Consider the following 24505-nt stretch of genomic DNA (forward strand, 5'->3'; position numbering starts at 1 on the left):
CCTCCACGTCTCTGATTTTTAACGTTTTTCTCAGAATTTTGTTAAAAAACTTAAATATTAGTGCGCAATGGACCGCATGAGCAAGCAGGTTCTGGAGGTGGCTGAGGCGCCGAGGAGGCTGGTGGATCTCTCAAGGTATAACCTAGCCGAGAGGTACAAGTCTACTCTTCTCAACGAGAAGTGGCAGACGGCTTTGAAGAAGCAGTTTGGGCTTCACGAAAATACGAGAGTTGTGAAGGCTACGCTCTCGCTGTGTCCTGTCTGCAACGCGAGGATTCCAGCTGTGGTTTATGAGGAAAACGGGGCTATATGGTTGAAGAAGAGGTGCCCCGAGCACGGGGTATTTGAGGATCTCTACTGGGGCGACGCCGAGATGTACTACTACTTCCTCCAGTGGGACAGGCCTGAGTACATCGCCAAGGGGCTAGCCAACCCCTATACAGACTTGGAGTTTTACAAGGACATGGGGGCGTGTCCAGAGGGGTGCGGCCTGTGCCCCGTGCATAAATCAAATACGGTGCTCGCAATTATTGACGTAACTAATAGGTGCAACATGGCCTGCCCGGTGTGTTTCGCAAATGCGGGGGCCGCCGGCTACGTCTACGAGCCGACGCTGGAGCAGATAGAGTACATGCTAAGGACGCTTAGGGCCCAGAAGCCGTGGCCGCCAAACGCCGTACAGATATCTGGCGGAGAGCCGACGCTGAGAGACGACCTGCCCGAGATAGTGCGGATGGCTAAGAGACTTGGCTTTACCCACATAGAGATAAACACCAACGGCATTAGGCTGGCGAACGACATAGAGTACTACAAGGCCTTGCTAGACGCAGGCATCTCGTCGCTATACCTCCAGTTCGACACTATCGACGAGAAGAATGAGGGAGTTTGGAGACACAGGCTGTACCACCCCAAGGCCTATAGGCTAATTAAAGAGAGGGTTATTGAAAACGCGAGGAAGCTGGGCCACCGCTCCATTGTCCTCGTAGTGACGCTGGCCCGGAACTACAACGACAAGGATCTAGGCTCCATCATTGACTTCGCCATCCAGCATAGAGACGTGGTTAGGTGGGTTAACATCCAGCCCGTCAGCTTCTCAGGACGCGCGAGGCTTTACTCAAAAGAGGAGCTGAGGAAGTACCGCATTACAATCCCAGACACAATTATCGAAATTGAGAAGCAGACCGGGGGGGTGATCAGCAGGTGGGATTGGAGGCCCACTAACTGGCCGGTGGCGGTGGCGAAGATGGTGGAGGCTCTGACGGACTCGCCGAAGCCGCTCTTCTCAATGAACCCAATGTGCGGCGCAGCCACCTTTATCTACTACGACGAGGACGAGAAGAGGATATACCCCATTACGAAGCTGGTGGACGTAGACGCCTTTGAGAAGGGGGCGTGGGATGTGTACTACACTGCTGTGAAGGGAGGTGTGTATAAGCAGGCGGCTAAGGTTAAGGCGCTGAAGCTGTTGAAGGCAGTTAAACACAAGAGGGTGAAGGACCTTATATACGACTTCCTAGTCAAGAAGGACTACGACTCGCTGGGCCGCTTCTTTTTCAACGTGGTCGGCATCGGCATAATGCACTTCATGGACACCATGAACTACGACGTGGAGAGAGTCCAGCGTTGCGATATCCACTACGCAACGCCAGACGGCCGCGTGTTCCCCTTCTGCACATACAACGTGGTAGGCCACCGTGAGAAAGTAGAGAGCTCGTTCAAGGTGGATCCCAAGACGTGGGTAAAGGTCACCGGCCTGTCGCTCACTGGGTGGAGCAAACAGAAGTTCGCAGAATTAAGCAAACAGGCCTAGGGCCTTCCCCAGTTTTTCCTCTGGATTTTTCTGGACATTACAACACCGGCCGCGGCTGTGGCAATTATCAGCGCCACCGCATACGGCGGAAAGGCGCCTTCTAAACCCACTCCTTTCGCAGACAGACTCTTGGATCTAGGGCTTAAGGTTATGGTCACGTTTTTCACAACTATGGGTAGCTCCACGAAGTAGCGTAGCTCGATTTTACTACTGTTAACGGCGGCGTAGTATATCTCCAGTGCCCTCTTCTGCATCTCCAGCTCCTTGATCTGTGCCTCGACGGTCTGAGTGTAGTTATCTACCACGGACTTAACCGCGCCTAGGCGGGGAAGCGCCTTCACCTGATCCGCCCTCAGCTTCTCTAGCGAGGCGGCGGCCTCCCTCAGCTTCTTACCGACGGCCCGTAGTGTCTTGCTGGCGTTGTACAGCGGGTTTGCAAGACGCGTCACCTCGTCGCCGGTCTTGTTGAGATTCGCCGAAATCTGGTAGAGGTTTCTTGAAGCATTTAGCAAAACCCTAGGCATATCCCTTCTTAGCACTGTGGCGTTGCTTCTCGTAGACGCCGCTGTGCTGTTTAGAAGGGGGGCCAGCTCGCCAAGGCTTTTACTCGTTGTCTCCAGCGTCTGCGTGGCCGAGTCGACGGCGCTTATGGCGGCCTCCACCGCGGAAATCAACGAGTCAATCGTGTCGCGTAGTGAGCGTAGCTGGCTGGCGGCTGTGTCTAGGAGCGAAACGGCGCCGTCAATCGCCTCTCTGGCTAGGGTAGCGGTCGCGTTTATGCCCGCCACCTTGCCCCTAGCCTCCTCTACGCTTTTCAGCGCATTATCTACCGAGTAGCGGGCTTTGTACAAGCTGTCTCTAGTTGCGGCGAGCTGTCTCCGTATGTCGCCGAGACTCCTCGCCGCATCCCCAGCGGCGCGGCTGTATGACGTAAGAGCCGCCGACTGGGTCTCTAGGAGATTGGCGGCTGTTATCAAAGCGGTGTATTGGTAGTCTACGAGAAGGAGGCTCTGGTTAATCGTCAAGGCAACACCTCTCGTTGCGTCGCCAAGCGCCAGTAACTGCCGGCGGAGCGCCTCAATAGCGTATGTGGAGGCGTTCAGCGCCGTGGCGCCTTCATCCATGGCAATGCCTGTGGCGTTTAGTATTTGCACGAGCTGGGTTAGGTTCTGGACGCCTTGGTAAACAACGTCGGTAAAGGTTGACACGGCGTTTGACAAGTTGCTTAGCTGAGCCGCGGCGAGCCTGTAGCCCCTAACCTGGCCCTCCAAGGCGTTAACTGTCCTGTTTATATCAAGAGCTGCGGTGGCCAACACCGTGGGCATCCGCACGGCCCCGAAGCTGCCAAACTCCCTGACCTTAAATGTCAACGTGAACTCAGTGTAGTTCTTTACCAAAAGAGTCCAGTAGTAGACAGTAGCGCCGGATACCTGGGATATTGTAGAGGGAGGCTCTTCGTAGAGCACAGCCACCTTGTCGTCGACGGCGACCGAGACAACGACAGGCGTGGATATGGGGAGAATCTGCCACATTTTTAAAGTCAGTTTCACAGCGACGCCCCCCTTGGCGTAAAGCACACCGCTACTTAACGATCCGTTGACGTACTCTAGCTCTGTCTCTAATCTGAGGAAGGGTGGGAACACGTTACGAACACCAACCTCTCTCACAACGGCGGAATAGGGCGGCAACAAAACCCCTGACTTATTGACGGCAACAGGCGAGTTGTTTATCAACACCTCTTGCAACTTTGCGGAGGATTCGACAGTGCCGTCTGGCTTCACTATGTATGTCACCACCACCATGGGGCCGGCGGACGCCGACAGCGCCGCTAGCAGAACGAGGAGGGGGGCCCAGCTCTTCATAGACCTATGAGCTCGTCTATGAGTCTTAGCTTTTCGTATATCTCCGCCGCGCGTCCCATGTCGAGTTTAAACTCTCTCCTAGGGGGCTCCGCGGCTTCATAAGCCTTGCCGCCTCGCATGTAGACAATCCTCGTCGCCACGCGGGCGACGTCTGGGTCATGCGTCGCAATGAACACAGTGGCTTTGAAGATCTTGTTTACCGCTGTGATTAGGGCAAGGACCCCAGCTGCGTTTTCGAGGTCGATGTTTGAAGTGGGCTCGTCTAGCACAATCAGCGGCGGGTTCGCGGCGAGGGCCCTGGCGATTGCGGCTCTCTGTTGCATGCCCCCAGACATCTGGTGTGGGTAAAGCCCAGCGGCTTTTTCCAAGCCGACGAATTCCAGAAGAGCCCTGGCTCTTAGAAGCGCAAGCTCCTTCCTAATTCCCAGCGCTATCAGCGGCAGAGCTACGTTCTGCTCGGCTGTTAGGTACGGGATGAGGTTGTAGGACTGGAAGAGGTAGCCTATATTCCTCAGTCTAAACCTCTCCAGCTTGCCCTCCGGCAGTCTAGTCACATCTACGCCCATTATGTAGACCTCGCCGCTGGTAGGCCTGTCAAGCGCGGCCACTATGTTCAGGAGGGTTGTCTTGCCGGAGCCCGAGGGCCCCATCAGCACTACGCTCTCCCCAGCCGAGATAGAAAGCGACACGTTGTCGAGGGCCACCGTCCTCGCCACGCCGTTGCCGTATATCTTCGTGACGTTGCGGAGCTCTACCGCCATAGTTGCATAATCTCCAGAGGCCTCAGCTTAGCCACTCTGTACATCGGCGACACGGCCCCCACCAACGCCACAGCAGCCGAGGTGCCCAAGCCCAGGAGGAGGTAATACGGCTTGAAGACTATCTCGACGTTGAAGTTTATGCCCATGTTTAGAAGCACCTGCTTCACCGCGTTCGCCCCGAAGTAGCCAGCCGCCACGCCCCCTACGCCGGCGGCGACGGCGATGGTCAGCACCTCAACCATCACCGATATTGTTATGTCGCGTGAGGAGAGGCCAATAGCCTTCAGCAGGCCGAATTCCCTAAGCCTCTCCCGAACCGTTATAGACATCACAGCAAAAGTGGTCACTGCCGCGGCGGCCAACCCGGCGCCCCCAATCGCCGAGAACACAACATTCAGCGCGTTGAAGACCTGAGTCACCGTTTCCAGGAGGCTTTCCTGCGTGTACACTTGGGCGTCTCTAAAAGTCCCCTTAAGCGCCGCCTCCAACGGCTTTACCTGTGTCTTGTCCTTGACTGTAATCAAGACGGCATTAACGAAGGGCCCTGCGCCGATGTTCTCCTGCAACCAGCTGAGAGACACAACCACCAAGTTCAGTCTAAAAGCACCCACAAAGCCCCTCATGAAGCTACGCATCACCCCCACCACCTTCACCTGGAGCGCCCTCTCGCCGCCGAGCGCCCCGGAGTATATCTTAATGGTTATGGTGTCCCCCGGCCTTACCCCCAGCGACTCCTCCACCACCGCCTCCCCGCCCGCCTCGGGCAGGCGGCCCTCCTTGAGATCTATGGCGAAGTAGTCCACATGTCTCAGAGGGATTCCCACTATCGACACCACCTTACCCCCGTATACCCCGGAGGTGAGGATTATCCCATTTGCAGACTCCACGTAGGGAACTCTCCTAATGGCGTCCAACACACCCTGTGGGATGTTTATCGATTCTGAATACATCAGTAAGTCCGCGGGGTAGACTTTGTAGAGCATGTCCTCGACGTAGCTCCTAGTGGCGTCGCTCACCGCGTACAAGGCAACGAGTAGGGCGACTCCTACGCCTATCGCCACGCCGGTGAGCAAGTAGCGTAGAAGCCGGGCGCGGAAGTCGCCAACGGCGATCATTAGGATGTGCTCCACGCGTGACCCGCCGCTCTGGTATATAAAGTCTTCACGACAAGCCGCTTGACTAAACTATTTATACCAAGGCGGGCGGCCCCACGTGAGGAGGCTCGTGGCGGCCGCCGCCGTCGCGTTGGCACTTTACATATATCTCGCATTTATGTCGGCACAAGTATTCAACGTACTTGTGTACGATGAGTCGCAACTCATGCCACGGGACATAGAGCCGAAGTTGGTGGAGTCGATAGTTAAAAACATGTCGAGCCACGGAGGGGCTAAGTTGGTACCAGTGGTGATATCCGGCCCAGGCCTCGAGGACAAGGCGAGGAGCCTGGCGGCACTTTTCCCAAACACCACGTCGGCGTGGAGCATCCTCGACGAGGCTCTGCGCTTATATAATGAGAGGGTGGCTGAGGTGGTTAACAACGCCACGTCTAGGTTCCGGGAGGGGGCCCTGGAGATCTCCAACGCCACCGCTAAAATATGTGGAGATTTGACGAGGTTAGTAGAGGGGTATAGAGAGGCTAGGGAGAAGGCAAGGCTTTTAATACTGGGCACCTACGGCGCGGCGGCGCTGGGCAAGGCTGTGGATAACAAGACGCAGCAATTCCTAGAGCACTTCCGGCGCTACGTGGAGAAGTACGACGTTGACGCCGCCATTAGGCTGGCGGCAGACGAGGTATATGGAAACGTGTCGCGTTATTTGGCAAACGTGACGTGGAGAAAGTGGGCTAGCCAAGCCGCCCTGGACTCAGTGACAGAAGCCCTCCTATCTACCCGCCTCAACAGAAGCGCCGTTGAGCTCGCCCGCGTTGTCGACGCAGTGGGCGTGAGGCAGTACGTCTACCTCCAGCTACTCAACACGACTCCTCCAGTTGTGCGCCCGTACCTGCCGTATCTCGTCTGCGGCGGGGATGTGGATAGGGCTGTGGAGATGTTTAGAGAAGATCTCATACGCAACATAACCAAAACGTTGCCGCCCCCCACCATCAGCTCGCTACCCCCCGCGGCGGCTCTTATCTACCGCGATAGATACGCACTAGCCCTCATTAAGACCTCGGGAGACTCGCCGGAGGTGCCTCCCCAGCTGGGCGTGCCAGTCTCTACATCCTTGTTATTGAAGAGCTTTACCAGCGTGGTGACCGAGGACGTGTCTAAGATAGATAGATCCACCGCGGCGGCTCTCTTCACGGTGTTGCTCATGGTAATGGGGACATTTCTGACGCCCGTAATCATCGTGGCTACAGTGGGCTTGACATACCTAGCAACGCTCGGCTTCATATATCAAATACATGAAATACAGAAGACGTACTACCTAACTGTCTACATGGCAGCGCCTGTGATCTTCGCCATCGGAGTCGACTACATGCTACTCATGGCAAGTAGATACGCAGAGGAGCGCGCCGAGGGCAAAGACAAGTCAGAGGCCCTGGCCGTCGTTAGGAGATACGCAAACAGAGCCATCGCGGCCAGCGCCGCCGTGGTGGCCACCTCGCTGGGCTCCTTCGCCATATCCCGCCTCCCCTTTATGCAGTCCATAGGCATCGGCTACCTCATAACTACCGCCTTCGTGGTGCTTACGGTATTCCTCGTCTTCCCCGCCATACTCGCCGCACTTGGCGACTTCATATTCTGGCCTAAGAAGACGGTGGCCCTCCACAAGGGGCGATCCAGGCTAATGGAGATGGCCGTGACCACAGCGCTGAGGAGACCTCTTCTAGTCGCGGCGATCTCCGCCTTGGCTACGCTGGCCTCCTTCGCATACCTGGTAACCACCCTCAAGGTGACGACCAACCCCGTGGTGGCGATGCCAGAGACTCAGTACAAGCAAGCTCTCGAAATTGCTGTGAGATATTTCCCCAATGTCACAGCCCTCTCCACCACCTACCTAGCGATGAAGAGCCCCCCGCCGCCGGGGCTACTAGACGCCGTGGCCCACCTACCACATTTCGTAAACTACACAGTAGAACAGAGCGGCGGCTGGTACGTGGTATCAATTAAACTCTCGGTGGAAGACACATCCGACGAACTCCTCAAAATCTACCATGAACTCGACAAGCTACGCCAGGTATACGGCCCCTTCCTAATAGGCGGCGCCGCCGCGTGGAAAAATGTAATATTCAGCGAGATATATGTAAAGTTCTGGAATTTACAGATATATGTAATCATAGGCGCAGTCTTCGTTATACTCTCCCTCCTATTGAGGAGCTTTTTAATACCGCTGAGGCTCATAGCCACAGTGCTCATGTCCATATCCTGGAGCCTAGCCGCCGAGGTATTCCTATTCCAGGAGGTGCTCGGCGAGCCCACCTACTGGCTCGTTCCTGTCGTCCTGTTCTCCTTCCTCATGGCCGTGGGCACCGACTACGACATCTTTATCATTACGCGTATTAGAGAGGAGCTTGAAGGCGGGCTCGACGAGAGGGAGGCGGTGAGGCGCGCCATAGTCACCACAGGCCCTGTAATCACCGGAGCCGCCATGATCTTGGCAGTGGCCTTCTCCACCCTAGCACTCTCCCAGATTTTAGTACTTAGGGAGGTAGGCTTCACCATTGCCCTAGCCGCGCTCATAGACGCCTTCTTAATTAGGCCTCTCGTAGTCCCCGCGCTGATTGTGCTAGCCGGGAAGTACAACTGGTGGTGGATCACCGGCTACAACATCAAGCCGCCCGCCCAAACCAAGACCGCACCCTTGTGACACACGTCGTTTAAATAACTTAACAGATCCAGCATAGGTCCTAACACCACGAGCCCTTGTATATTTTTTTCCGTTAGGTTTTTGTCGAATTGCTACGCGTTTTATGGCTAGTGGGAGGTGTTTTTAAGCTCGGTGGTTTATCGTGCACGTGGTAGGCGTATATGAAATTTTGAAGAGGCTGGGCGAGGCCGATCTGGACGATCTGGTGGAGGCCGCGTATAGAGAGGGCATTCCGCCGCCTGTGGCCACGAGGGCGTTGATGAGGTTGATAGAGCGCGGCGAGGTGGAGGTGATATGCGGCATGACTATTCGATACAAGCCGAGATGAATTTCATAACTAGCTTCTGGGGCTTGGTTGTAGAGCGGATTAACTTCTGGGATGTCTGGCGTGAAATTGTAGATGCCCATGTGGTGGATGAGGTGGCTTGGGTTGTCGAGAAGATACAGAGCGCCGGGTACGAAGTCCCTCTTGGAGCTGTGGCCCGTGCCTTATCCCACAGGTCTGATCTTGACCACAGATTTCTGGCGGCGAGGTTTATGGATCTCGTGAATAGACGTATGAAACCCGCGCCTTGTGTACATGAGTTCTTCTCCGCCCTCGCCAGCAGGGGGAGGATCGCCGTTTTGTCCAACACCCCCTGTAGGTGTTTTATAGATAGTTTCCTGAAGGAGAGAAATCTACATGTAGACTTAGTTCTAACCTCGGACATGTTGCTTAGGAGAAAGCCGTCGAAATCTGTGTTTAAATTCGCCTTGTCAAAGTTAGGGGCTGAGCCGCACAGCGCAGTCTACATTGGCGACAGCGTAGAGGACCTGGGGGCTCTGGGCCTTGGCATTTTGACGGTTATAGTCGGCGCAGAAGGCGGCCATTTGAACTTCCCAGACCTCTGTAGCGCGGCGAGGTGGCTGTCGACAGGGCTAGAAAGATTATAAATACACAACTAGATGAGGCGGTGATTACATGTCCACGTTGCGGCTTGCCGGAGTGGGAGGCTCTGCCGCCGCCACATACATACCGCCACAAGGGTCCTGAAAATACGATAATGATCGCTAGGTGTAGAAACTGTGGAATTGTGTTCTACATATTCCGCACCTCGCTGGAGACCTTCACACTGGAGATGGAAAAGGCGGAGCGGAAGCACGGCGCCATACCCCACATCGACTTGAAGAAGTAGCGTGAGCCTCTGCCAGCGTTGCGGCAAGAGGCCTGCCCAGTACCTCCGCGTGGTTAGCGGCGAGAGGCTATGCCTCCGTTGCCTATTCACCTCGCTGGAGAAAAAAGTCCTTGAGACGATTAGGAGAGAGAAGATGATTATACCCGGGGACTACGTCGCGGTGGCGGTCTCCGGGGGCAAGGACAGCCTCGTCCTTCTCCACATCTTAGGCAGACTGAGGGAGAGGGGGTTGCTGAAAGAGGTGAAGATGGAGGCTTTTACAATAAACGAGGGGCATCCCTACAGCTGTTTCTACCGCATGTCGAGGAAGGACTACGTGAAAGAGGTGGCGTCTAAATTCGGCGTTGAGTACAACGTTTACCACTTTAAGGATATCTTTGGCGTAACCGCCATGGAGCTCTCCGAGAGGCTCGCGAAGGCGGGGCACGAGGTCCACATGTGCACTATCGACGGCGTGTTAAGGCGCCGCGCCATGAACATCATTGGGAAGAGGAGGGGCTGGACTAAGATAGCCACAGCCCACAACCTAGACGACGAGGCCCAGACGGCGCTTATGAATGTTTTGATGGGCAACCTCTCGCGGTTTCGGTGGTACGGCCACTATGAAGACGCCGAGGAGAAGGACTTGATACCCCGGATAAAGCCGCTGAAGTACGTGAGAGAGGAGGAGGTGGCTCTCTACGCCTACTACCACGGCGTGCCCCTCATGGAGCTGGAATGCCCCTATGTCGTGGCGAACCCACGCTACCAGCTCAAATTCACACTGGCGGAAATGGAGAGGGAGATGCCGACGGTGAAGTACAGCCTAGTTTCCTTTGGCGAAAAGCTAGCTAAGTTTCTACAAGCCCAACCCCCCCAGCCCATGAGGAGGTGCAGGTACTGCAACTCGGTGACGTCCAGAGAGGTATGCCGTGTATGTGAGTTATTTGAAAAAGCAGGTCTCTTGGATACATACCTCGGTAGGGCAGGAGGGGGGCAGACGGCCTAAGCCTCCAGCGTCAGGCAGATCCCCTCGTCACTCAGCTTAGCCTGCGCCCCCAGCTCTTTGACAAACACCTCGACGTACCTCCTGGCCATTGGCTGCGCTAGGCTACAAAGCCTAGCCGAGAGCCTCCCCTCCCTCACCTCGGTATTCTCCACCGTGTAGAGACCTCTGAGTTGCGCAATGTATATAGCCTCGTCTAGGACGAGTGGGTCGACAGACGCCACCAATTCCTTAACGGTCTTCGCGTCTCTCCTAGCAAGCTCCTCCGCCAGCTTGGCGGGTTCCTGCAACAGCGGCATCAAGTCCCGTTCTATAGATATGCTAGACTTCCCGTTTATAACGTGGATTATCCACCTGGGGACGAAAATCGACGTCGTGGACACCCTATACCTCACTTTTTTCACAAAGGCAAACATCTGGAGGCTCTTGACAATGTCCTTGATCTGATCATCAGAGACAAGGGTAAGGTCAACTATGAAGTGCAGATTCTGGCGGTCTGCGTCTATGGCTATGTTGATAATATTCACATCGTGTTCTGCGAAAATATTGGAGAGCGTGGCTAATATACCCGGCTGGTCAAAATTTAGCTCGACGAGGAATTCCCCAAGCCTAGATCCAGTGCCGTCTGCAATTAGGTAAATCTCACGGTTAAGCATTGAGGCACAACACCCGGATTATTTAAATCTTTATCCTCACATAAAAATCCAAAGAATCACAACCCGGGCGGCCGTACATGTCTCAAATACATAAAAACCTCGTCATGTCACCCTCCGTGGCGCATAGACTTCCGCCTCGCTGGGACTTGAAGTGGGAGACTGAGCTCCTAAAGACGTGGGAGGCTGAGGGGAGGTTCAGGACGAGGATCAGCGGGACGCGCCCGGTATTCGTAATAGACACCCCGCCGCCGTATCTGTCTAGCAACAGGCCACACATAGGCCAGACGGCGTCGTACGCCCACTTCGACATGATTGCGAGGTTTTTGAAAATGCGGGGGATCGACGTGGTCTTTCCCTTCTACCTTGACAGAAACGGCCTCCCAATAGAGGTACAGGTGGAGAAGAAGTACGGCATAGTGGCCCACGAGGTGCCCAGGGAGAAGTTTGTCAAGATGTGTAAAGAGGAGTTGGACAGCTACGAGGGGGAGTTCGTCTCCTCCCTCAGGCGCTGGGGCATATCCTTCGACTACTGGCCCCAAGGCACGGACAGCCCCGAGTACAGACAGATGACGCAGAACACCTTTATAGAGATCTGGAGGAGGGGGCTTGTATACGAAGCTGAGCGGCCTACGCCGTGGTGTCCCCGTTGCCGCACGGCCCTGGCGGAGCCGGAGATAGAGTACAGGGAGGAGGAGACCTACCTCAACTATATTAAATTCAGGGTGCGGGAAACCGGCGAGGACATTATCATAGCCACCACGAGGCCCGAGCTGTTGCCCGCCACTGTGGCCGTCATTTTCCACCCAGGCGACGACAGGTACAAAAGGCTTGAGGGGATGCACGCCGTGGTGCCGCCCGAGGGGCAGGTGGTGCCCATCCTCCCCCACAGAGCCGCCAATCCAAACTTTGGCACTGGGCTGGTGATGATCTCCACATTCGGCGACACGAGGGACTTGATGATTGTCAACGAGCTCAAGCTCCCCATTAAGATAGTCGTGGACGAAGGCGGGCGGATCAGCGCTGGGAGATACGCCGGGCTTTCTATAAGAGAGGCCCGCGCCAAGATAATCGAAGATTTGAAGAGGGAGGGCCTCCTAGTGAAGCAGGAGAAGCTGGTGCACAACGTGCCCGTGTGCTGGAGGTGTAAAACCCCCCTGGAGATAATCGTCACCAGGGAGCTCTTCATAAAACAGATAGAGTTCAAGGAGAAGCTAATCGAACTCGCCAATAAGATGGAGTTCAAGCCGCCGGAGTACCGCCAAGTCCTCATAGACTGGATAAAGTCGCTGGAGCTGGACTGGCCGGTGTCGAGAAGGCGCTACTACGCCACGGAGATCCCGCTGTGGTGGTGCGTAAAGCCCAGCGGCGAGAGGACGCCGGTCCTGCCGAAGGGAGACCGCTACTACGTGCCTTGGAGAGACGAGCCGCCCCCCGAGGTAAAGGAGGCGTGTAAAGACGGGAAGCTGGAAGGTGACACAAGAGTGTTCGACACCTGGTTCGACTCGTCGATTTCTTGGATGTACGCCTCCGGCGTCACCAAGGAGCACAACGTATTCCCAAAGGTCTACCCCCACTCTATTATGAGGCCCCAGGGATACGACATCATAAGGACGTGGCTCTACTACTCACTCCTAAGAGCCTACCTCTTGTACGGCGACGTGCCCTTCCGCTACGTTAGGATAAACGGCATGGGCCTCGACGAGAAGGGGGAGGCGATGCATAAGTCAAAAGGCAACGTTATCGACTTGCTGGCCCCCGTGGAGAAGTACGGTGCAGATCCCGTGCGCTTCTGGGCCGCCGCCGCCGGGAGGCTCGGCTCAGACTACAGATACAACGAAAACATAATAAGAGAGGGCAAGGAGTTCCAGACAAAGGTCTGGAATATCTCCCGCTTCGTCCTCTCATTCCCAGAACCCCAGCACAAGCCTCAGCTAATGCCAGTGGACACGGCCATACTGGCTAGGCTGTACGAGGTGGCTAAGAGAGTCATATCGGCTTACAGCGACTTCGACGTATATGAGCCAGCGCACGCCCTTTACAACTTCATATGGCACGACTTCGCGGATCACTACATCGAGCTAGTTAAATCCAGGGCCTACAACAGAGAGGGAGTGTACACAGATGAGGAGCAGAAAGCCGCCATCTGGACCCTCTACACGGTGTGGAGATACAGCCTCAAGTTGCTTGCGCCAATCATGCCCTTCGTGACGGACAAAATCTGGCGCGAGGTCTACGGCAAGTCAATACACGACGAGACGATAGAAGACCCCCCAGAGGAGTGGAGAGGAGGCGACGCCGCTCTATTCGACCTCGTCAAGAAAATAAACAGCGCCGTGTGGCGCTACAAGAATAGAAACGGTATGAGCCTTGCCGATCCACTAAACGCCGTGCTGTACGTACCCGAGGCGGCCATGGCGGCGGCCAAAGATCTCAAATACATGCACAAAGCCACAGACGTGAGGCCGGGCCGCGGCACCCAGCAGATAGACGAAGAGGGAATAGTGTGGCTAGGCTAGCTAATCCGTAGTCTAACTTCCTGCGTGAGTACAACTAGAAATTCGGCATATTGACAGAATACTAACAAGAGGCGCCCTCGACGCGCTGATGTGCCCCAAGCCGATCTTTAGGGCAGTGGGGCTATGTAACAGATCTATGTAACTAGACGAGCCCCCTCACGCCCTTTGGTACCTCTCTGACAGAGGGGGCGCCCCCTCCCCCGAGCACTATTTCAAGTATCCTCATGGCGTTTTTCCTTGACAACATTTTGTTGTTGTTGCCGCAGTACGGGCTGTAGACACATTTGGGGCATCCGTCTACGCAGTCACATCCCTTAACTATTTTATACGCCACCTCGGCGACCCTCCTGAAGTTTTCTATGAGGAGTTTGGTGGTGCCGTTGCCGCCTACGTGGGAGTCGTAAATCACCACGACTCCGTCTGGATAGCTGATGCCGCCCAGGTCCGTCTTGGCGGCTCCAAGCGCTATCTCTGTTGCAGATATCAAGACGTGCTCGGCGGCGTGGTAGCCCTTAGCCCGGGCTTCCCAGTCTAGGGCATCGTTAGCGCTGAAGCGGACGTGCGGCATGTAGAACACGGCGCCTCTAGTCTCGAACTCATAGGTGAGGGGGTCGATGCTGTATTCGCCCAGGGTCTCCTCTGTGGTGAAGCGCTTGAGGGCGTAGCCGTAGACCGTCATCTTTATCCTAAGCCGCCCGTACTGGTACGGAACCCCTTCCACAACGCCTTCGCGTAAGACCTCCACTATCTCGGGCTCCATGTCCTCCAGCGCCTGGGTCATTAAGTCTTCGGCGTCTGCCGGCTCGACGACGGCTACGCGTCTCTCCAAATCAAGCGACCTCGATACGTACGTCCTCCCGCCGTGCATGTAGATAGCCTCTGGGTGTAGCTCGTACAGCGCCAAGGGTAGCTCCCTCTCCCCCAGCACCCTCCCGTCCCCCGTCTTAATCTTGACCACGTGGGGGGATCCCCTGAGGCTGAGCATGGAGAGGCGCTCTCTGCCGCGGGGTGTAATTCTGTAGAAGCGGCCTACCCGCGTCAGAGCGCCCTCCGCCTCCAGCCTCTCCGCCAGGCGGCGCTCGAAGGAGGTGAGGTCTCTCTCCCTCAGGGGGGCATCAGCCGCGGCTGCTAGCACGTGTAGAGTGGCTACGTCCTCATTCTCCTTCTCGAAGCCCAGAGGCTCTGGGAATCTGGAGAAGAATTCGTGGGGGTAGTTCCGGTAGTACTGGGAGATGGGGTCGTTTCCCAGAATCTGCACAACGTAGCCTGTCTGGCCGCGTCGGCCGACTCTGCCTATGCGCTGTAGGTACCTGCTGTACGAGGGCGGGATTGAGGCTAGCACGGCGGCGTCGACATCGCCTATATCTATCCCGAGCTCCAAGGTGGGGGTGGATATGACGACGTCTACCTCGCCTCTTTTAAAGGCCTCTTCCACCGCCTTACGCTCCTCGGGGTCTAGGCCAGCGCGGTGTACAGCTACTCTATCTCCCCAGCCGCTTATTTTCAGCGCGCGGTATATAATCTCGCTGTAGCGGTGGCTGTCGGTGAACACCAGACACTTCATGCCCTGCTCTATACACAACGCCGCCAGCCGCGCCGCCTCCGCCCACTTAGATCTAAAACGGGGCCTCGCCAGCACCTGCACAAGCCTCCCGCGCCTCCCCAAAGGTCCCCACACCACGTTCACCCTGTCGCTGTCGAAAAGGGCCTGGGCGAACTCGGCGGGGTTCCCCACAGTGGCGCTTGTCGCTATAAACACCGGCCTCACGAACCTCCTCACCCTACGGAGGAGGTAGTACATGTGTGAGCCGAAAACCCCTGTGTATACGTGGAAGTCGTCTAGCACGACGTAGCGGACTCTCCTCAGCATCTCTCTAAACTTCGCCACATGCATCAAGGCCTGGCTCACCATGTCGGGGTTGCTTATGACGACGTGGGGAGGCATCTCGTAGAGAAGGCGCCTCTCCCTCGGGGGCGTGTCTCCGTCGTACACCATAACCCTCACCCCCAGCCTATCTCCGTACCTCCTCAGCCTCGCCAGCTGATCCCTGGCCAGGGCTTTGGTGGGGTAAAGCACAAGGGCGACGGGTCCGCCCAACGCCTCCATGGAGGCTTCGAGAATTGGGATTAGGAAGGCCTCTGTCTTCCCCATGCCCGTGCCGGCAACCACGACTGTGTCCCTCCCCGACCTAATGCTCTGCACCGCGTCGTATTGATACCTGTATAGGCTGGAAATGCCGAGAGATGTAAACACGTCTGCCACCTCCCTCCTCGCCACGTCCCCGACGCGGCAACACACCTCGGGGGTCTCCGCGTCGTCTGTTTTTATATACACCACCTCCCTGCCGGGATCCCCGAGCAACGCCTCTAGAAAACCCACGCCTCTACCTGCGGATGGCGTATAAAAACAGGACGGCGATGTCCAGCGCCATGACCAGGGGGATTACGTGCAGTGCCGAGTAGCCCAGGGACTCCACCAGAGCGCCGCCGGCGATGGGGCCTATTATCGACCCCAGGTCCCAGCCCATGGTGTATATCGAACTAGACAGCCCCGCCCTTTTGCTACCGGAGAGGGCGAGTATCTGGTACGTCACCACCACCGCGCCTTGCCCAAGGCCGTATACGGCCCCAGAGATCGCAAAAGCCACGGGGTCCTCCGCGTAGGTGGCCAGCAACATCCCCATCAGGGTCACCGCCGTGGCCACAGCCGCGGTCACTGGATTCACAAGCCCCGCCTTCATTAAGAAAGCCCGGGGGAGAAGACTCAGGAGCGCCGCAACAGAGGTGAAGAGCCCCCAGTAGGTGAGAGGCATGCCGTGGTCTCTAAGCTTAACCGGAATGAAGGTGGAGATGCTCATATAAGTCGCCGCGTAGAGAGTAAGGAGAGCCATGAAGAGAAATACACGACCCTCCACTCCGAGGCCCGGCTCCCGGGAGCCGCCGCCCGCGGCTCCGCCGCTCGCCCCCCGGATCAAGATCCAGTTAGCTGCGTGTATCGCCAAGGCGGTTGTGAAAGACAGCTTGGCGCCCCCAACGTCGTATATTACGGAGCCCGCCAAGGGACCTAGAACGTTGCCGACGCCTACAGCCAGCGAACGGGTCGCGATGGCCCTCGCCCCCTCCACCACCGACAGCGCTATAGACATGGGGAGGAATGTGGCGATGGACAGTCCGTGGAACACCCTCCCCACCTGCACCCACCCCGGGCTTCCCAATAGGTACATGAGCTGCGCCGCGATCGCCAGGTTGACTCCGATGCTCATGAGCCTTGTGTAGCCTACCCTCTCGCCTAGAAACCCGCTGAGGGGGCGGGCTACTATCGACACGAAGAACGCCGTCGACACAACTGCGCCTATTACCGACTCGCTCCTCACCCCTAGGTCGCGGAGATACGGCGGGATTGCTACAATAGCCACTCCATTAGCGGTAAAAAAGAGAAGCGTAGCGAGGTTTATAGATCTCAAAGCTTGTACTTCGTAACCTCTCTAAGGAATTTCTTCCTCTCCTCCCTGTCGTCCTCGGCCTCTACGCCGAGCGGCGAGTGGCCGTCCACGACGCCTACAACTCCCCTCCTCTCGGGCTCCACCTCGGCGACAATAATCTTTAGGGGGTTCGCCGTGGCCGCGTAAAGCCTGACAACCTCCTGCACGTTTTTAACGGCGTTCAGAACGTTAATCGGCCAGGCGTTTCGTATGTATATAACAAATACATGTCCAGCCGCTATTCTCCTACATACATCAATAGCAAGTTTTCTCAACTCCTCGTCGTTGCCCTCGTGTCTAATCAGCCGCTTCCCAGACGCCTCGCAAAACGCAATGCCGAACTTAACCCCGGGGACAGATGTGACGAGAGCCTCATATAGATCCTCGACGGTCTTAATGAAGTGCGCATGCCCCACAATCACGTTGGTGCCCTGGGGTATGGGGACTTCAACTACCTCAAACCTAATCGACATACCTCTACCTAAACCACGCGTTTTTATCTATAAACCCCGTAGCGCCACGCCGACGCCAGCCCCACTGCGCTGTTGCAAGAAAGAGAGCCAGGTAGGCACAACACACCTAGATAAACCACCTCGCCACTACCGCGGCTCCTCTGCCTCACTAAGTATAGCTATGTAGTCTATTTAAATAGGGAATTAGATTTTTATACCAAAACGAAGGATGTAGCTGATGGAGTCAACACAGGTGGTGCAGGTCTTGAGGGACAGGGGGTACAGGGTGACTCCTCAGAGAGTTGAAGTTATAAATATTGTACTTGAAAAGCTGGCGAAGAGAGAACACCCCACGTTCAACGACATCCTGAATGAGGTTAAGCAGAAGATGCCCTCTATAAGTGCGAGCACCGTGTACTCCATACTTAGGCTCCTCGAAGACTCGGGACTCGTGACGTCTTTTGAACACAATGGCAGGACCTACTACGACAGCGTGTCGCCACATATAAACGTGGTATGCGTAAATTCAGACAAGGTTATTGACATAGTAGACGAGAACGTTGTGAATCTACTGAGGGAGAGGGGGGTCCAGCCCTTGGCGATTACAGTCAAGGCCCTCTGCGCCGGGCAGTAAATCAGCTGTGGATTCAACTATCACGGCTCATCGGCGCGGTTTACCTCATCACCGCCTCTGACCTTCGCCACACGCTTTAAATCAATTGATATATAGATCTACTTACATGGCCCCGATGTACGATTTTCTCGTGGTAGGGGCGGGGATAGTCGGCATGGCCACGGCCTACCACCTACAGCGCCTCTCCCCCAGCTCCAAAATCCTCGTAGTGGATCAATACGCCGGGGTGGGCATGGGCGACACGGCGAAGTCCGCCGCGGCCTTTAGAACAGCCTTTACGTCATGGATCAACCGCGTGCTTGCGAAAACCAGCGTAGACTTCTACCGAAAGGTTCAAGACGGCGGCGTGGATCTAGGCATGAGGTTTGTGGGTTATTTATTCATGGTCCCCGAGGACAGCGTAGGGTTGATGCAGAGAGTTGCCGGCGAGTTGAGAGAGATGGGCGTAGCTGTGGAGATATACAAGGAGCTCAGCGTGCCGGTGAGGTTTAGGGTGTCGGGCGACGAGGAGGCGAGGGAAATGGAGTTGCCAGACATCGCCTTTGGGCTGTTGGTAAAGGAGGCGGGGATTATGGATCCAGAGAAGTTGGTGAGGTTCTACTACGAGGAGTACGTGAAAGGCGGAGGCGAGGTTATGTTCAACACGAAGGTGGAGACTGTGCTCTTCTCGCCTAGGAGGCCCCTCGGCATACCCGGGGAGCCCTTCACGTGGCAGGCGGTGAGGGCCTCCGGCGTCGAGACGTCGGCGGGGGTGATTGAGGCGAGGAACGTGATTATAGCTACCGGGGCGTGGAGCGAGAGGTTGATGGACGCCATGGGGTTCGGCCTCCCTCTGAAGCCGAGGAAAAGACAAGTCTTCGTAGTTAAGGCAGACGGCGAGATGAGTAGATTGCTCCACATGGGGCTGGCGGATAGGGACTACGGCCCCATGATCATCCTACCAAAAGGCGTCTACCTCAGGCCGGAGCCTAGCGAGGGTACCTTCTGGATCGGCGTGGCTGACAGAAGGCCCTTCCGGTTTGAGGAGGTGCCTGAGGCCGAGGAGCCTCTGTGGCGCTTCGGCATATACCCAGTGTTGACGAAGTACATCCCCGCGGCGGAGGGGAAATCGCCTCAAAACGCGTGGGCTGGCCACTACGACGAGAACGTCGTCGACTATCAGCCGGTGGTGGATAGACTCGCCGAGGGGCTATACGTAGCCGCCGGGACAAGCGGCTCGGGGATAATGAAGGCAGACGCCATAGGCAGGATTGCGGCGCACCTGGCGCTTGGACATGAGCGGGCTGAGCTCTACGGCGGCACGGTGGTGGATAGCAACATTCTGAGACACAATAGGTGTTTCGAGGAAGAGCGCTTGGTGATATAGAGCATTGGAGATGTCGGGTGGTGGGATAGAAAAGGAGCTCTTGAAGTGGGTTGAACTGGCGCGTAGGAGTGGGAAGAGGGGCTGGGTTCTTGTTAGAGACGGGGAGATTATAGGCGTGTTTAAAGATCGTAAAGACGCGGTAGTAGCCGCAAAGGAGCCGGGCATATATCTTTTGGCATTTGTTGATTAGATTTATCGCGTTAGGCTAATACTCAACATTTTAGATCGACTAAACTTGTATGTGGTATGAAGCTACATGAGTATGAAGCTAAGGAATCGTTTTCAAAATACGGGGTTAGAATCCCGCCGGGCAGAGTTGCGACAACGCCTGAGGAAGTCCGCAGAATTGCCAGCGAGCTGGGGCCGCCTGTTGTTCTCAAGGCGCAGGTCGTGGTGGCGGGGAGGGGCAAAGCCGGCGGTATAAAGACGGCGAATACGCCGGAGGAGGCGTACGAGTTTTCACAGAAGATGTTTGGTATGAATATCAAGGGGCTTGCTGTGAAGAAGATCTACGTCACGAAATACGTCGAGGTGAGTAGGGAGATGTATCTATCGCTGATCATTGACAGGGCAACGCGTAGATATCTGTTTCTCGTGTCGCCAATAGGCGGCGTGGATATCGAAGAGATTGCCAAGACCGCCCCTGAAAAGATTAAGCGAGTCTACGTGGATCCCTTTGTGGGGCTGAGGGATTACCATGTAAGAGCTATAGTGTCTTGGCTCGGCTTCCAGCAGGGCACCCCCCAGTGGCAACAAGCGGCGTCTATTGTAAATGCTATGTATAGAATAATGGTGGACTACGACGCCGAGTTGGTAGAGAGCAACCCGCTGGCGCTTACAAAAGACGGGGACGTCATACCCCTCGACGCCAGGGTGATAGTCGACGACAACTCGCTGTATAGACACCCAGATTTAGAAAAAGCCCTGGAGGAGGATCCCCGAGACGTGACGGAGTTCGAGGCGTATGCGAAGAAAATCGGCTTCCACTACGTCGAGCTCGACGGGGACATCGGTATAATTGGGAACGGGGCCGGGCTCACGATGTCCACCATGGACCTTGTGTACCACTTCGGCGGGAGGCCGGCGAACTTCCTAGATATCGGCGGCGGGGCTAGCAGAGAGGTGGTGAGGGAGGCGGTCAAGGTGCTCCTCAACCACCCCAGAGTCAAGGTGATTTTTATAAATATCTTCGGCGGCATAACTAGGGCGGATGAGGTGGCCTGGGGGGTGAGGGACGCCCTTGCTCAGACCGGCGGGGCTGGCAAGAATATTGTGGTAAGGATGAAGGGCACCAACGAGGAGCTGGGCAAGGCCATACTTGCCGAGGTCGGGATTCCGCTTTTTGAAAGTGCAGAGGAGGCGGCTAAGAAAGCTGTCGAGCTGGCGGGGGCATGACGGTGCTTGTGGGTCCCAACACTAGAGTAGTTGTCCAGGGCGCCACCGGGCGCGAGGGCTCTTTCCACCTCCAGCGGATGCTAGAATACGGCACTAAGGTGGTGGCCGGCGTCACGCCGGGTAAGGGAGGCTCCACCGTCCACGGCGTGCCGGTCTACGACACTGTGGAGGAGGCTGTGCGTAAACACGGAGCAAACGCCTCAGCCATCTTCGTACCTGCAAAATTCGCAGCCGACGCCTTGATGGAGGCTGTCGATGCTGGTGTCGAGCTCGCGGTGGTGATAACAGAGCACATACCTGTGCACGACACGTTGCGTGCTGTGAATTACGCCAGGGCGAGGGGGGTGACCGTAATTGGGCCCAACTGTCCCGGGATAGTGGCGCCCCCCGTGCGGACAAAGATAGGCATAATGCCCAACAGCATATACCAAACCCCCGGCAAAATCGCCGTGGTGAGCAGGTCGGGCACGTTGACCTATGAGATATCGTACCAGCTGGTAAGGGCAGGTTTTGGCATCAACGTAGCGATAGGCGTCGGCGGCGATCCAATAGTAGGGCTCGACTTGATGGAGGCCACTCTCAAGGTGGCGGCAGACCCAGAGGTGGAGGGGATTGTGGTCATCGGCGAAGTAGGCGGCGACGCGGAAGAGAGGCTGGCGAAGCTGTACGCAGAAGGCGCGATAAACAAGCCCATGGTGGCGTACGTAGCCGGCCGCACCGCCCCGCCGGGCAAGCGCATGGGACATGCAGGGGCCATCGTCATGTTGGGCTCCGGAGACGCCAAGAGTAAAATCGAGGCGTTTAGATCAGCCGGCGTGCCGGTCGCCGAGACGCCGTTTGAGGTGCCCCAGTTGCTGGCAAAGCTACTAAAGAAGTAGTGCGGTGCCAAATCTGCGGATACGAAGAAGCTGAGCGCAGATGTCCGAGATGCGGCCGCTGGGCGTGCCGCCACGACTGGGCCGGCGAGCACTGCGCCGCGTGTGAGGCGACGCTCTGCAGAATCTGCCGCCAAAACTTTTCAATATCTACATGCATAGTCTGCGGCAGGCCGGTTTGCGAGAAGTGTAGCGTCCGCAGGGGGCTTGGCAGGATATGTATTAACTGCCTAGGAGCATCTAACTAGCGGCGCTATATATATAAATTAAGTTTATATAGGGACTTTAATGAATATGGCGGTATGAATATCGAACAGCTCGTCTCCTCCCGCACACAGTTTATGACAGCGAGCGAGATTAGGGAGCTCTTGAGGTGGGCCACGGCAGACGTCATATCTTTTGGAGGCGGGATGCCGGACCCCTCCACGTTCCCCATTGAGGATATTGCCAAAATCGTCGCCTACGTTCTGGAGGCGTATCCGCACAAAGCGTTGCAGTATGGCTCCACCGAGGGCGTCCTTGAGCTACGCCAGGAGATTGCCAAATTCAGCGAATCTTTTAGAGGGATCAGAGCCAGACCCGAGAACATAATTGTCACAGTCGGTAGCCAGGAAGCGCTGGAGCTCCTCGGCCGCGTCTTCATAGACCCAGGCGATGTCGTTATAACAGAGAACCCCACCTACCTCGCGGCGCTCCAGGCGTGGAGGGTCTACCAGCCGAGGTTAGTGGGAGTGCCAATGGACGAGCACGGCATGGTGGTGGAGATACTCGAGGAGAGAGTAAAACAACTCAAGGCAGAGGGAGCCCGCATAAAATTCATCTACACCATACCCACGGCGCAGAACCCCTCCGGGCTCACCATGTCCCAAGACCGGAGAAAATACCTGCTGGAGGTCGCAGAAAGGTTCGACCTAATGATCGTAGAGGACGACCCATACTCATACTTCCTCTTCGAGCCCATCGAGGTCTCGCCAATAAAGGCGCTGGACAAGAACGACAGAGTCATCTACCTATCCACCGCCTCTAAGATCTTCGCACCCGGCTTCCGCCTAGGCTGGGTCATCGCCAAGGAGGATGTAGTCAAGTGGTTCAACCTCGCCAAGCAGTCCCTAAATCTCAACACTTCCAACTTTGTGCAGTACATCTTCGCCGAGGGCCTGCGGCGCAACGTCGTGCTCAAAAACCTACCCCACGTGAGGGACCTGTACAAAAGGAAGAGAGACGCTATGCTAGCGGCCCTGGAGACCTATATGCCTCCGGGGGTAAGCTGGACTAGGCCCAGCGGCGGCATGTTTATCTGGGTCACCGCCCCGCCGCATATCGACACAAAGGAGCTTTTGAAAACCGCCGTGACGCAGTACAAGGTGGCCTTCGTGCCCGGCCACGGCTTCTTTGTAGACCAGTCCGTGAGGAATGCGATGAGGCTAAACTTCACCTACCCATCGTTTGAACAGATAAACGAGGGGATCCGGCGCCTCGCCATGGCTATCAAAGGCGCATGATTCTGCTTGAAGAGGCCACCACGGTCATAAAAGAGAAGCAGAGGGAGGGTAAGATACACAGGACGCCGACTTTGAGATCTGAGTCTCTGTCTAGAGTCACGGGTGGCGAGGTTTTCCTAAAGCTGGAGGCTCTGCAGAAGACCGGCTCATTCAAGATAAGGGGGGCCTACTTCGCCATGCATAAATACATAAGGGAGGGGTACCGCGAGTTTATAACGGCTTCGTCGGGCAACCACGCGCAGGGAGTGGCGTACGCCGCTCAGCTACACGGCGTTAGGGCCACTGTGGTTATGCCTGAGACTACGCCGTGGTTGAAAGTAAAGAAGACGCAAGATTATGGTGCCACTGTGATTCTGCATGGGGAGAGCTACTACGAGGCTGAGATGAAGGCGATAGAGCTCGTGGGCGGCGGCGCCAAGTTTCTACATGCCTACAACGACTGGTACGTAATCTCGGGCCAGTCCACACTTGGCGTCGAGATTCTTGAGGATTTGGAGAGTGTGGATGTTGTGGTTGTGCCGGTGGGTGGGGGTGGGCTTATATCCGGCGTCGCGTACGCTGTAAAGAAGAGGAGACCTGGCGTGAGGGTGGTGGGGGTGCAGGCCAGCGGGGCGCCTGCGGTTTATCTCTCGCTGAAGGAGGGCGGGCTGGTTACCATTGACAGGGTGGACACAATCGCCGACGGCATCGCGGTGAAAAGGCCGGGGGACATTACGCTGAAGCTTATCCAGGAGTATGTAGACGACATTGTCTTGGTTGATGACAACGAGATTGTCGACGCCATCTACCTACTGCTGGAGAGGACGAGAGTGGTGGCCGAGGGCGCGGGGGCGGCAGCTGTGGCCGCCTTGATGTCGGGGAAGGTCGATGTGCGTGGGAAGAGGGCTGCGGCGGTGGTGTCCGGCGGCAACATAGACGCGCCGATTCTCATGCGGGTGTTGATGAAGGCCTTGGCGAGGCAGAGGCGTGTTGTTAGGCTCGTTGGGGAGGTGCCCGACAGACCTGGCACGCTGGCCAAGGCGTCGTCGCTACTGGCTTCTCACAACGTCAACATCTTGGAGGTGTACCACGAGCGTTACGATCCTGAGCAGAGGCCGAACTACGTGAGGCTTATATTCGTCGTGGAGATACCAGGCACTCTCGACATGTCGAAACTGCTGGATGAACTGGAGAGGAGCGGCTTCTACTTCAAGCTGGCTCCTCACTAAAGATTAAAAGTAGGGT

General features: G+C 56.3%; 23 protein-coding genes. 15 read left to right on the top strand and 8 right to left on the bottom strand.

Going from position 1 to position 24505, the window contains the following annotated elements; genetic code table 11:
- Nucleotides 1-76 precede the first annotated feature (76 nt).
- Entirely contained in the window at nt 77-1810 is a 1734-nt protein-coding gene (gene tes, locus P186_RS02550; protein ID WP_014287828.1) for a tetraether lipid synthase Tes, read from the top strand.
- Here tes and P186_RS02555 read toward each other — a convergent pair.
- The 3 genes from P186_RS02555 to P186_RS02565 are packed head-to-tail and all read right to left on the bottom strand — an operon-like array spanning nt 1807 to nt 5563.
- Nucleotides 1807-3672, bottom strand: a complete 1866-nt coding sequence (locus P186_RS02555) for a coiled-coil domain-containing protein (protein ID WP_014287829.1) — start codon at nt 3670-3672, stop codon at nt 1807-1809. The genes tes and P186_RS02555 overlap by 4 nt on opposite strands.
- The gene (locus tag P186_RS02560; protein ID WP_014287830.1) at nt 3669-4433 is read right to left on the bottom strand and encodes an ABC transporter ATP-binding protein; all 765 of its coding nucleotides are present in this window, start codon (nt 4431-4433) and stop codon (nt 3669-3671) included. Before P186_RS02560 ends, P186_RS02555 begins: the two co-directional genes overlap by 4 nt.
- The gene (locus tag P186_RS02565) at nt 4424-5563 is read right to left on the bottom strand and encodes an ABC transporter permease (protein ID WP_014287831.1); all 1140 of its coding nucleotides are present in this window, start codon (nt 5561-5563) and stop codon (nt 4424-4426) included. The genes P186_RS02560 and P186_RS02565 overlap by 10 nt, the downstream gene beginning before the upstream one ends.
- Before the next feature lie 82 nt (nt 5564-5645).
- On the opposite strand from P186_RS02565, the gene P186_RS02570 reads away from it, so the two are divergent.
- The 5 genes from P186_RS02570 (at nt 5646) to P186_RS02590 (ending at nt 10406) form a co-directional block, all read left to right on the top strand.
- Nucleotides 5646-8243: an MMPL family transporter gene (locus tag P186_RS02570; protein WP_014287832.1), complete on the top strand. Its 2598-nt coding sequence runs from the start codon at nt 5646-5648 to the stop codon at nt 8241-8243.
- A gap of 148 nt (nt 8244-8391) precedes the next feature.
- The gene (locus P186_RS02575; RefSeq protein ID WP_148682646.1) at nt 8392-8571 is read left to right on the top strand and encodes a helix-turn-helix domain-containing protein; all 180 of its coding nucleotides are present in this window, start codon (nt 8392-8394) and stop codon (nt 8569-8571) included.
- A complete protein-coding gene (locus P186_RS02580) occupies nt 8538-9176 on the top strand; it encodes an HAD family hydrolase (protein ID WP_237179449.1) in 639 nt (212 codons plus the stop codon). The genes P186_RS02575 and P186_RS02580 overlap by 34 nt, the downstream gene beginning before the upstream one ends.
- Nucleotides 9177-9196: 20 nt before the next feature.
- A complete protein-coding gene (locus P186_RS02585) occupies nt 9197-9418 on the top strand; it encodes a hypothetical protein (RefSeq protein ID WP_014287835.1) in 222 nt (73 codons plus the stop codon).
- A 1-nt stretch (nt 9419) separates the two neighbouring features.
- Nucleotides 9420-10406 (top strand): TIGR00269 family protein, encoded by a 987-nt coding sequence (locus tag P186_RS02590; protein ID WP_014287836.1) that lies wholly within the window; start codon nt 9420-9422, stop codon nt 10404-10406.
- On the opposite strand, the gene P186_RS02595 is transcribed toward P186_RS02590, so the two are convergent.
- Nucleotides 10403-11059 (bottom strand): ACT domain-containing protein, encoded by a 657-nt coding sequence (locus tag P186_RS02595; protein WP_014287837.1) that lies wholly within the window; start codon nt 11057-11059, stop codon nt 10403-10405. The genes P186_RS02590 and P186_RS02595 overlap by 4 nt on opposite strands.
- A 116-nt stretch (nt 11060-11175) precedes the next feature.
- Between P186_RS02595 and P186_RS02600 the strand changes: the two genes are divergently transcribed.
- Nucleotides 11176-13575 carry a valine--tRNA ligase gene (locus tag P186_RS02600; RefSeq protein WP_148682647.1) on the top strand — a complete coding sequence of 800 codons (2400 nt, stop codon included), beginning with the start codon at nt 11176-11178 and terminating at the stop codon, nt 13573-13575.
- A gap of 142 nt (nt 13576-13717) precedes the next feature.
- Here the strand turns inward: P186_RS02600 and P186_RS02605 are convergent, their stop codons facing one another.
- From P186_RS02605 to P186_RS14535, 4 genes are read right to left on the bottom strand one after another with little or no spacing between them, the layout of a single operon-like run.
- Nucleotides 13718-15955: a DEAD/DEAH box helicase gene (locus P186_RS02605; protein WP_014287839.1), complete on the bottom strand. Its 2238-nt coding sequence runs from the start codon at nt 15953-15955 to the stop codon at nt 13718-13720.
- A gap of 4 nt (nt 15956-15959) precedes the next feature.
- Nucleotides 15960-17039 (bottom strand): MFS transporter, encoded by a 1080-nt coding sequence (locus P186_RS02610; protein WP_014287840.1) that lies wholly within the window; start codon nt 17037-17039, stop codon nt 15960-15962.
- Nucleotides 17036-17530, bottom strand: a complete 495-nt coding sequence (locus P186_RS02615) for an adenosine-specific kinase (protein ID WP_014287841.1) — start codon at nt 17528-17530, stop codon at nt 17036-17038. Before P186_RS02615 ends, P186_RS02610 begins: the two co-directional genes overlap by 4 nt.
- A gap of 23 nt (nt 17531-17553) precedes the next feature.
- Nucleotides 17554-17679, bottom strand: a complete 126-nt coding sequence (locus P186_RS14535; protein WP_014287842.1) for a hypothetical protein — start codon at nt 17677-17679, stop codon at nt 17554-17556.
- A 68-nt stretch (nt 17680-17747) separates the two neighbouring features.
- On the opposite strand from P186_RS14535, the gene P186_RS02620 reads away from it, so the two are divergent.
- The 8 genes from P186_RS02620 (at nt 17748) to ilvA (ending at nt 24489) form a co-directional block, all read left to right on the top strand.
- Complete coding sequence (locus P186_RS02620; protein WP_014287843.1) at nt 17748-18143, top strand: Fur family transcriptional regulator; 396 nt, start codon at nt 17748-17750, stop codon at nt 18141-18143.
- Between the two features lie 115 nt (nt 18144-18258).
- Nucleotides 18259-19509 (top strand): NAD(P)/FAD-dependent oxidoreductase, encoded by a 1251-nt coding sequence (locus P186_RS02625; protein WP_148682648.1) that lies wholly within the window; start codon nt 18259-18261, stop codon nt 19507-19509.
- 10 nt (nt 19510-19519) lie between these two features.
- Entirely contained in the window at nt 19520-19699 is a 180-nt protein-coding gene (locus tag P186_RS02630) for a hypothetical protein (RefSeq protein WP_148682649.1), read from the top strand.
- Nucleotides 19700-19755: 56 nt separating this feature from the next.
- Entirely contained in the window at nt 19756-20904 is a 1149-nt protein-coding gene (sucC, locus tag P186_RS02635; protein WP_014287846.1) for an ADP-forming succinate--CoA ligase subunit beta, read from the top strand.
- On the top strand, nt 20901-21782 hold the full coding sequence (gene sucD / locus P186_RS02640; RefSeq protein WP_014287847.1) for a succinate--CoA ligase subunit alpha: 882 nt from the start codon (nt 20901-20903) through the stop codon (nt 21780-21782). Before sucC ends, sucD begins: the two co-directional genes overlap by 4 nt.
- A complete protein-coding gene (locus P186_RS02645; protein WP_148682650.1) occupies nt 21782-22027 on the top strand; it encodes a hypothetical protein in 246 nt (81 codons plus the stop codon). The genes sucD and P186_RS02645 overlap by 1 nt, the downstream gene beginning before the upstream one ends.
- 54 nt (nt 22028-22081) lie before the next feature.
- On the top strand, nt 22082-23281 hold the full coding sequence (locus tag P186_RS02650) for an aminotransferase-like domain-containing protein (RefSeq protein WP_148682651.1): 1200 nt from the start codon (nt 22082-22084) through the stop codon (nt 23279-23281).
- Nucleotides 23278-24489, top strand: coding sequence for a threonine ammonia-lyase (ilvA, locus tag P186_RS02655; RefSeq protein ID WP_014287849.1), 1212 nt, complete (start codon nt 23278-23280; stop codon nt 24487-24489). The genes P186_RS02650 and ilvA overlap by 4 nt, the downstream gene beginning before the upstream one ends.
- Nucleotides 24490-24505 lie beyond the last annotated feature (16 nt).

Origin of the sequence: Pyrobaculum ferrireducens, assembly GCF_000234805.1 — an archaeon.
GTDB classification, from domain to species: Archaea; Thermoproteota; Thermoprotei; order Thermoproteales; family Thermoproteaceae; genus Pyrobaculum; species Pyrobaculum ferrireducens.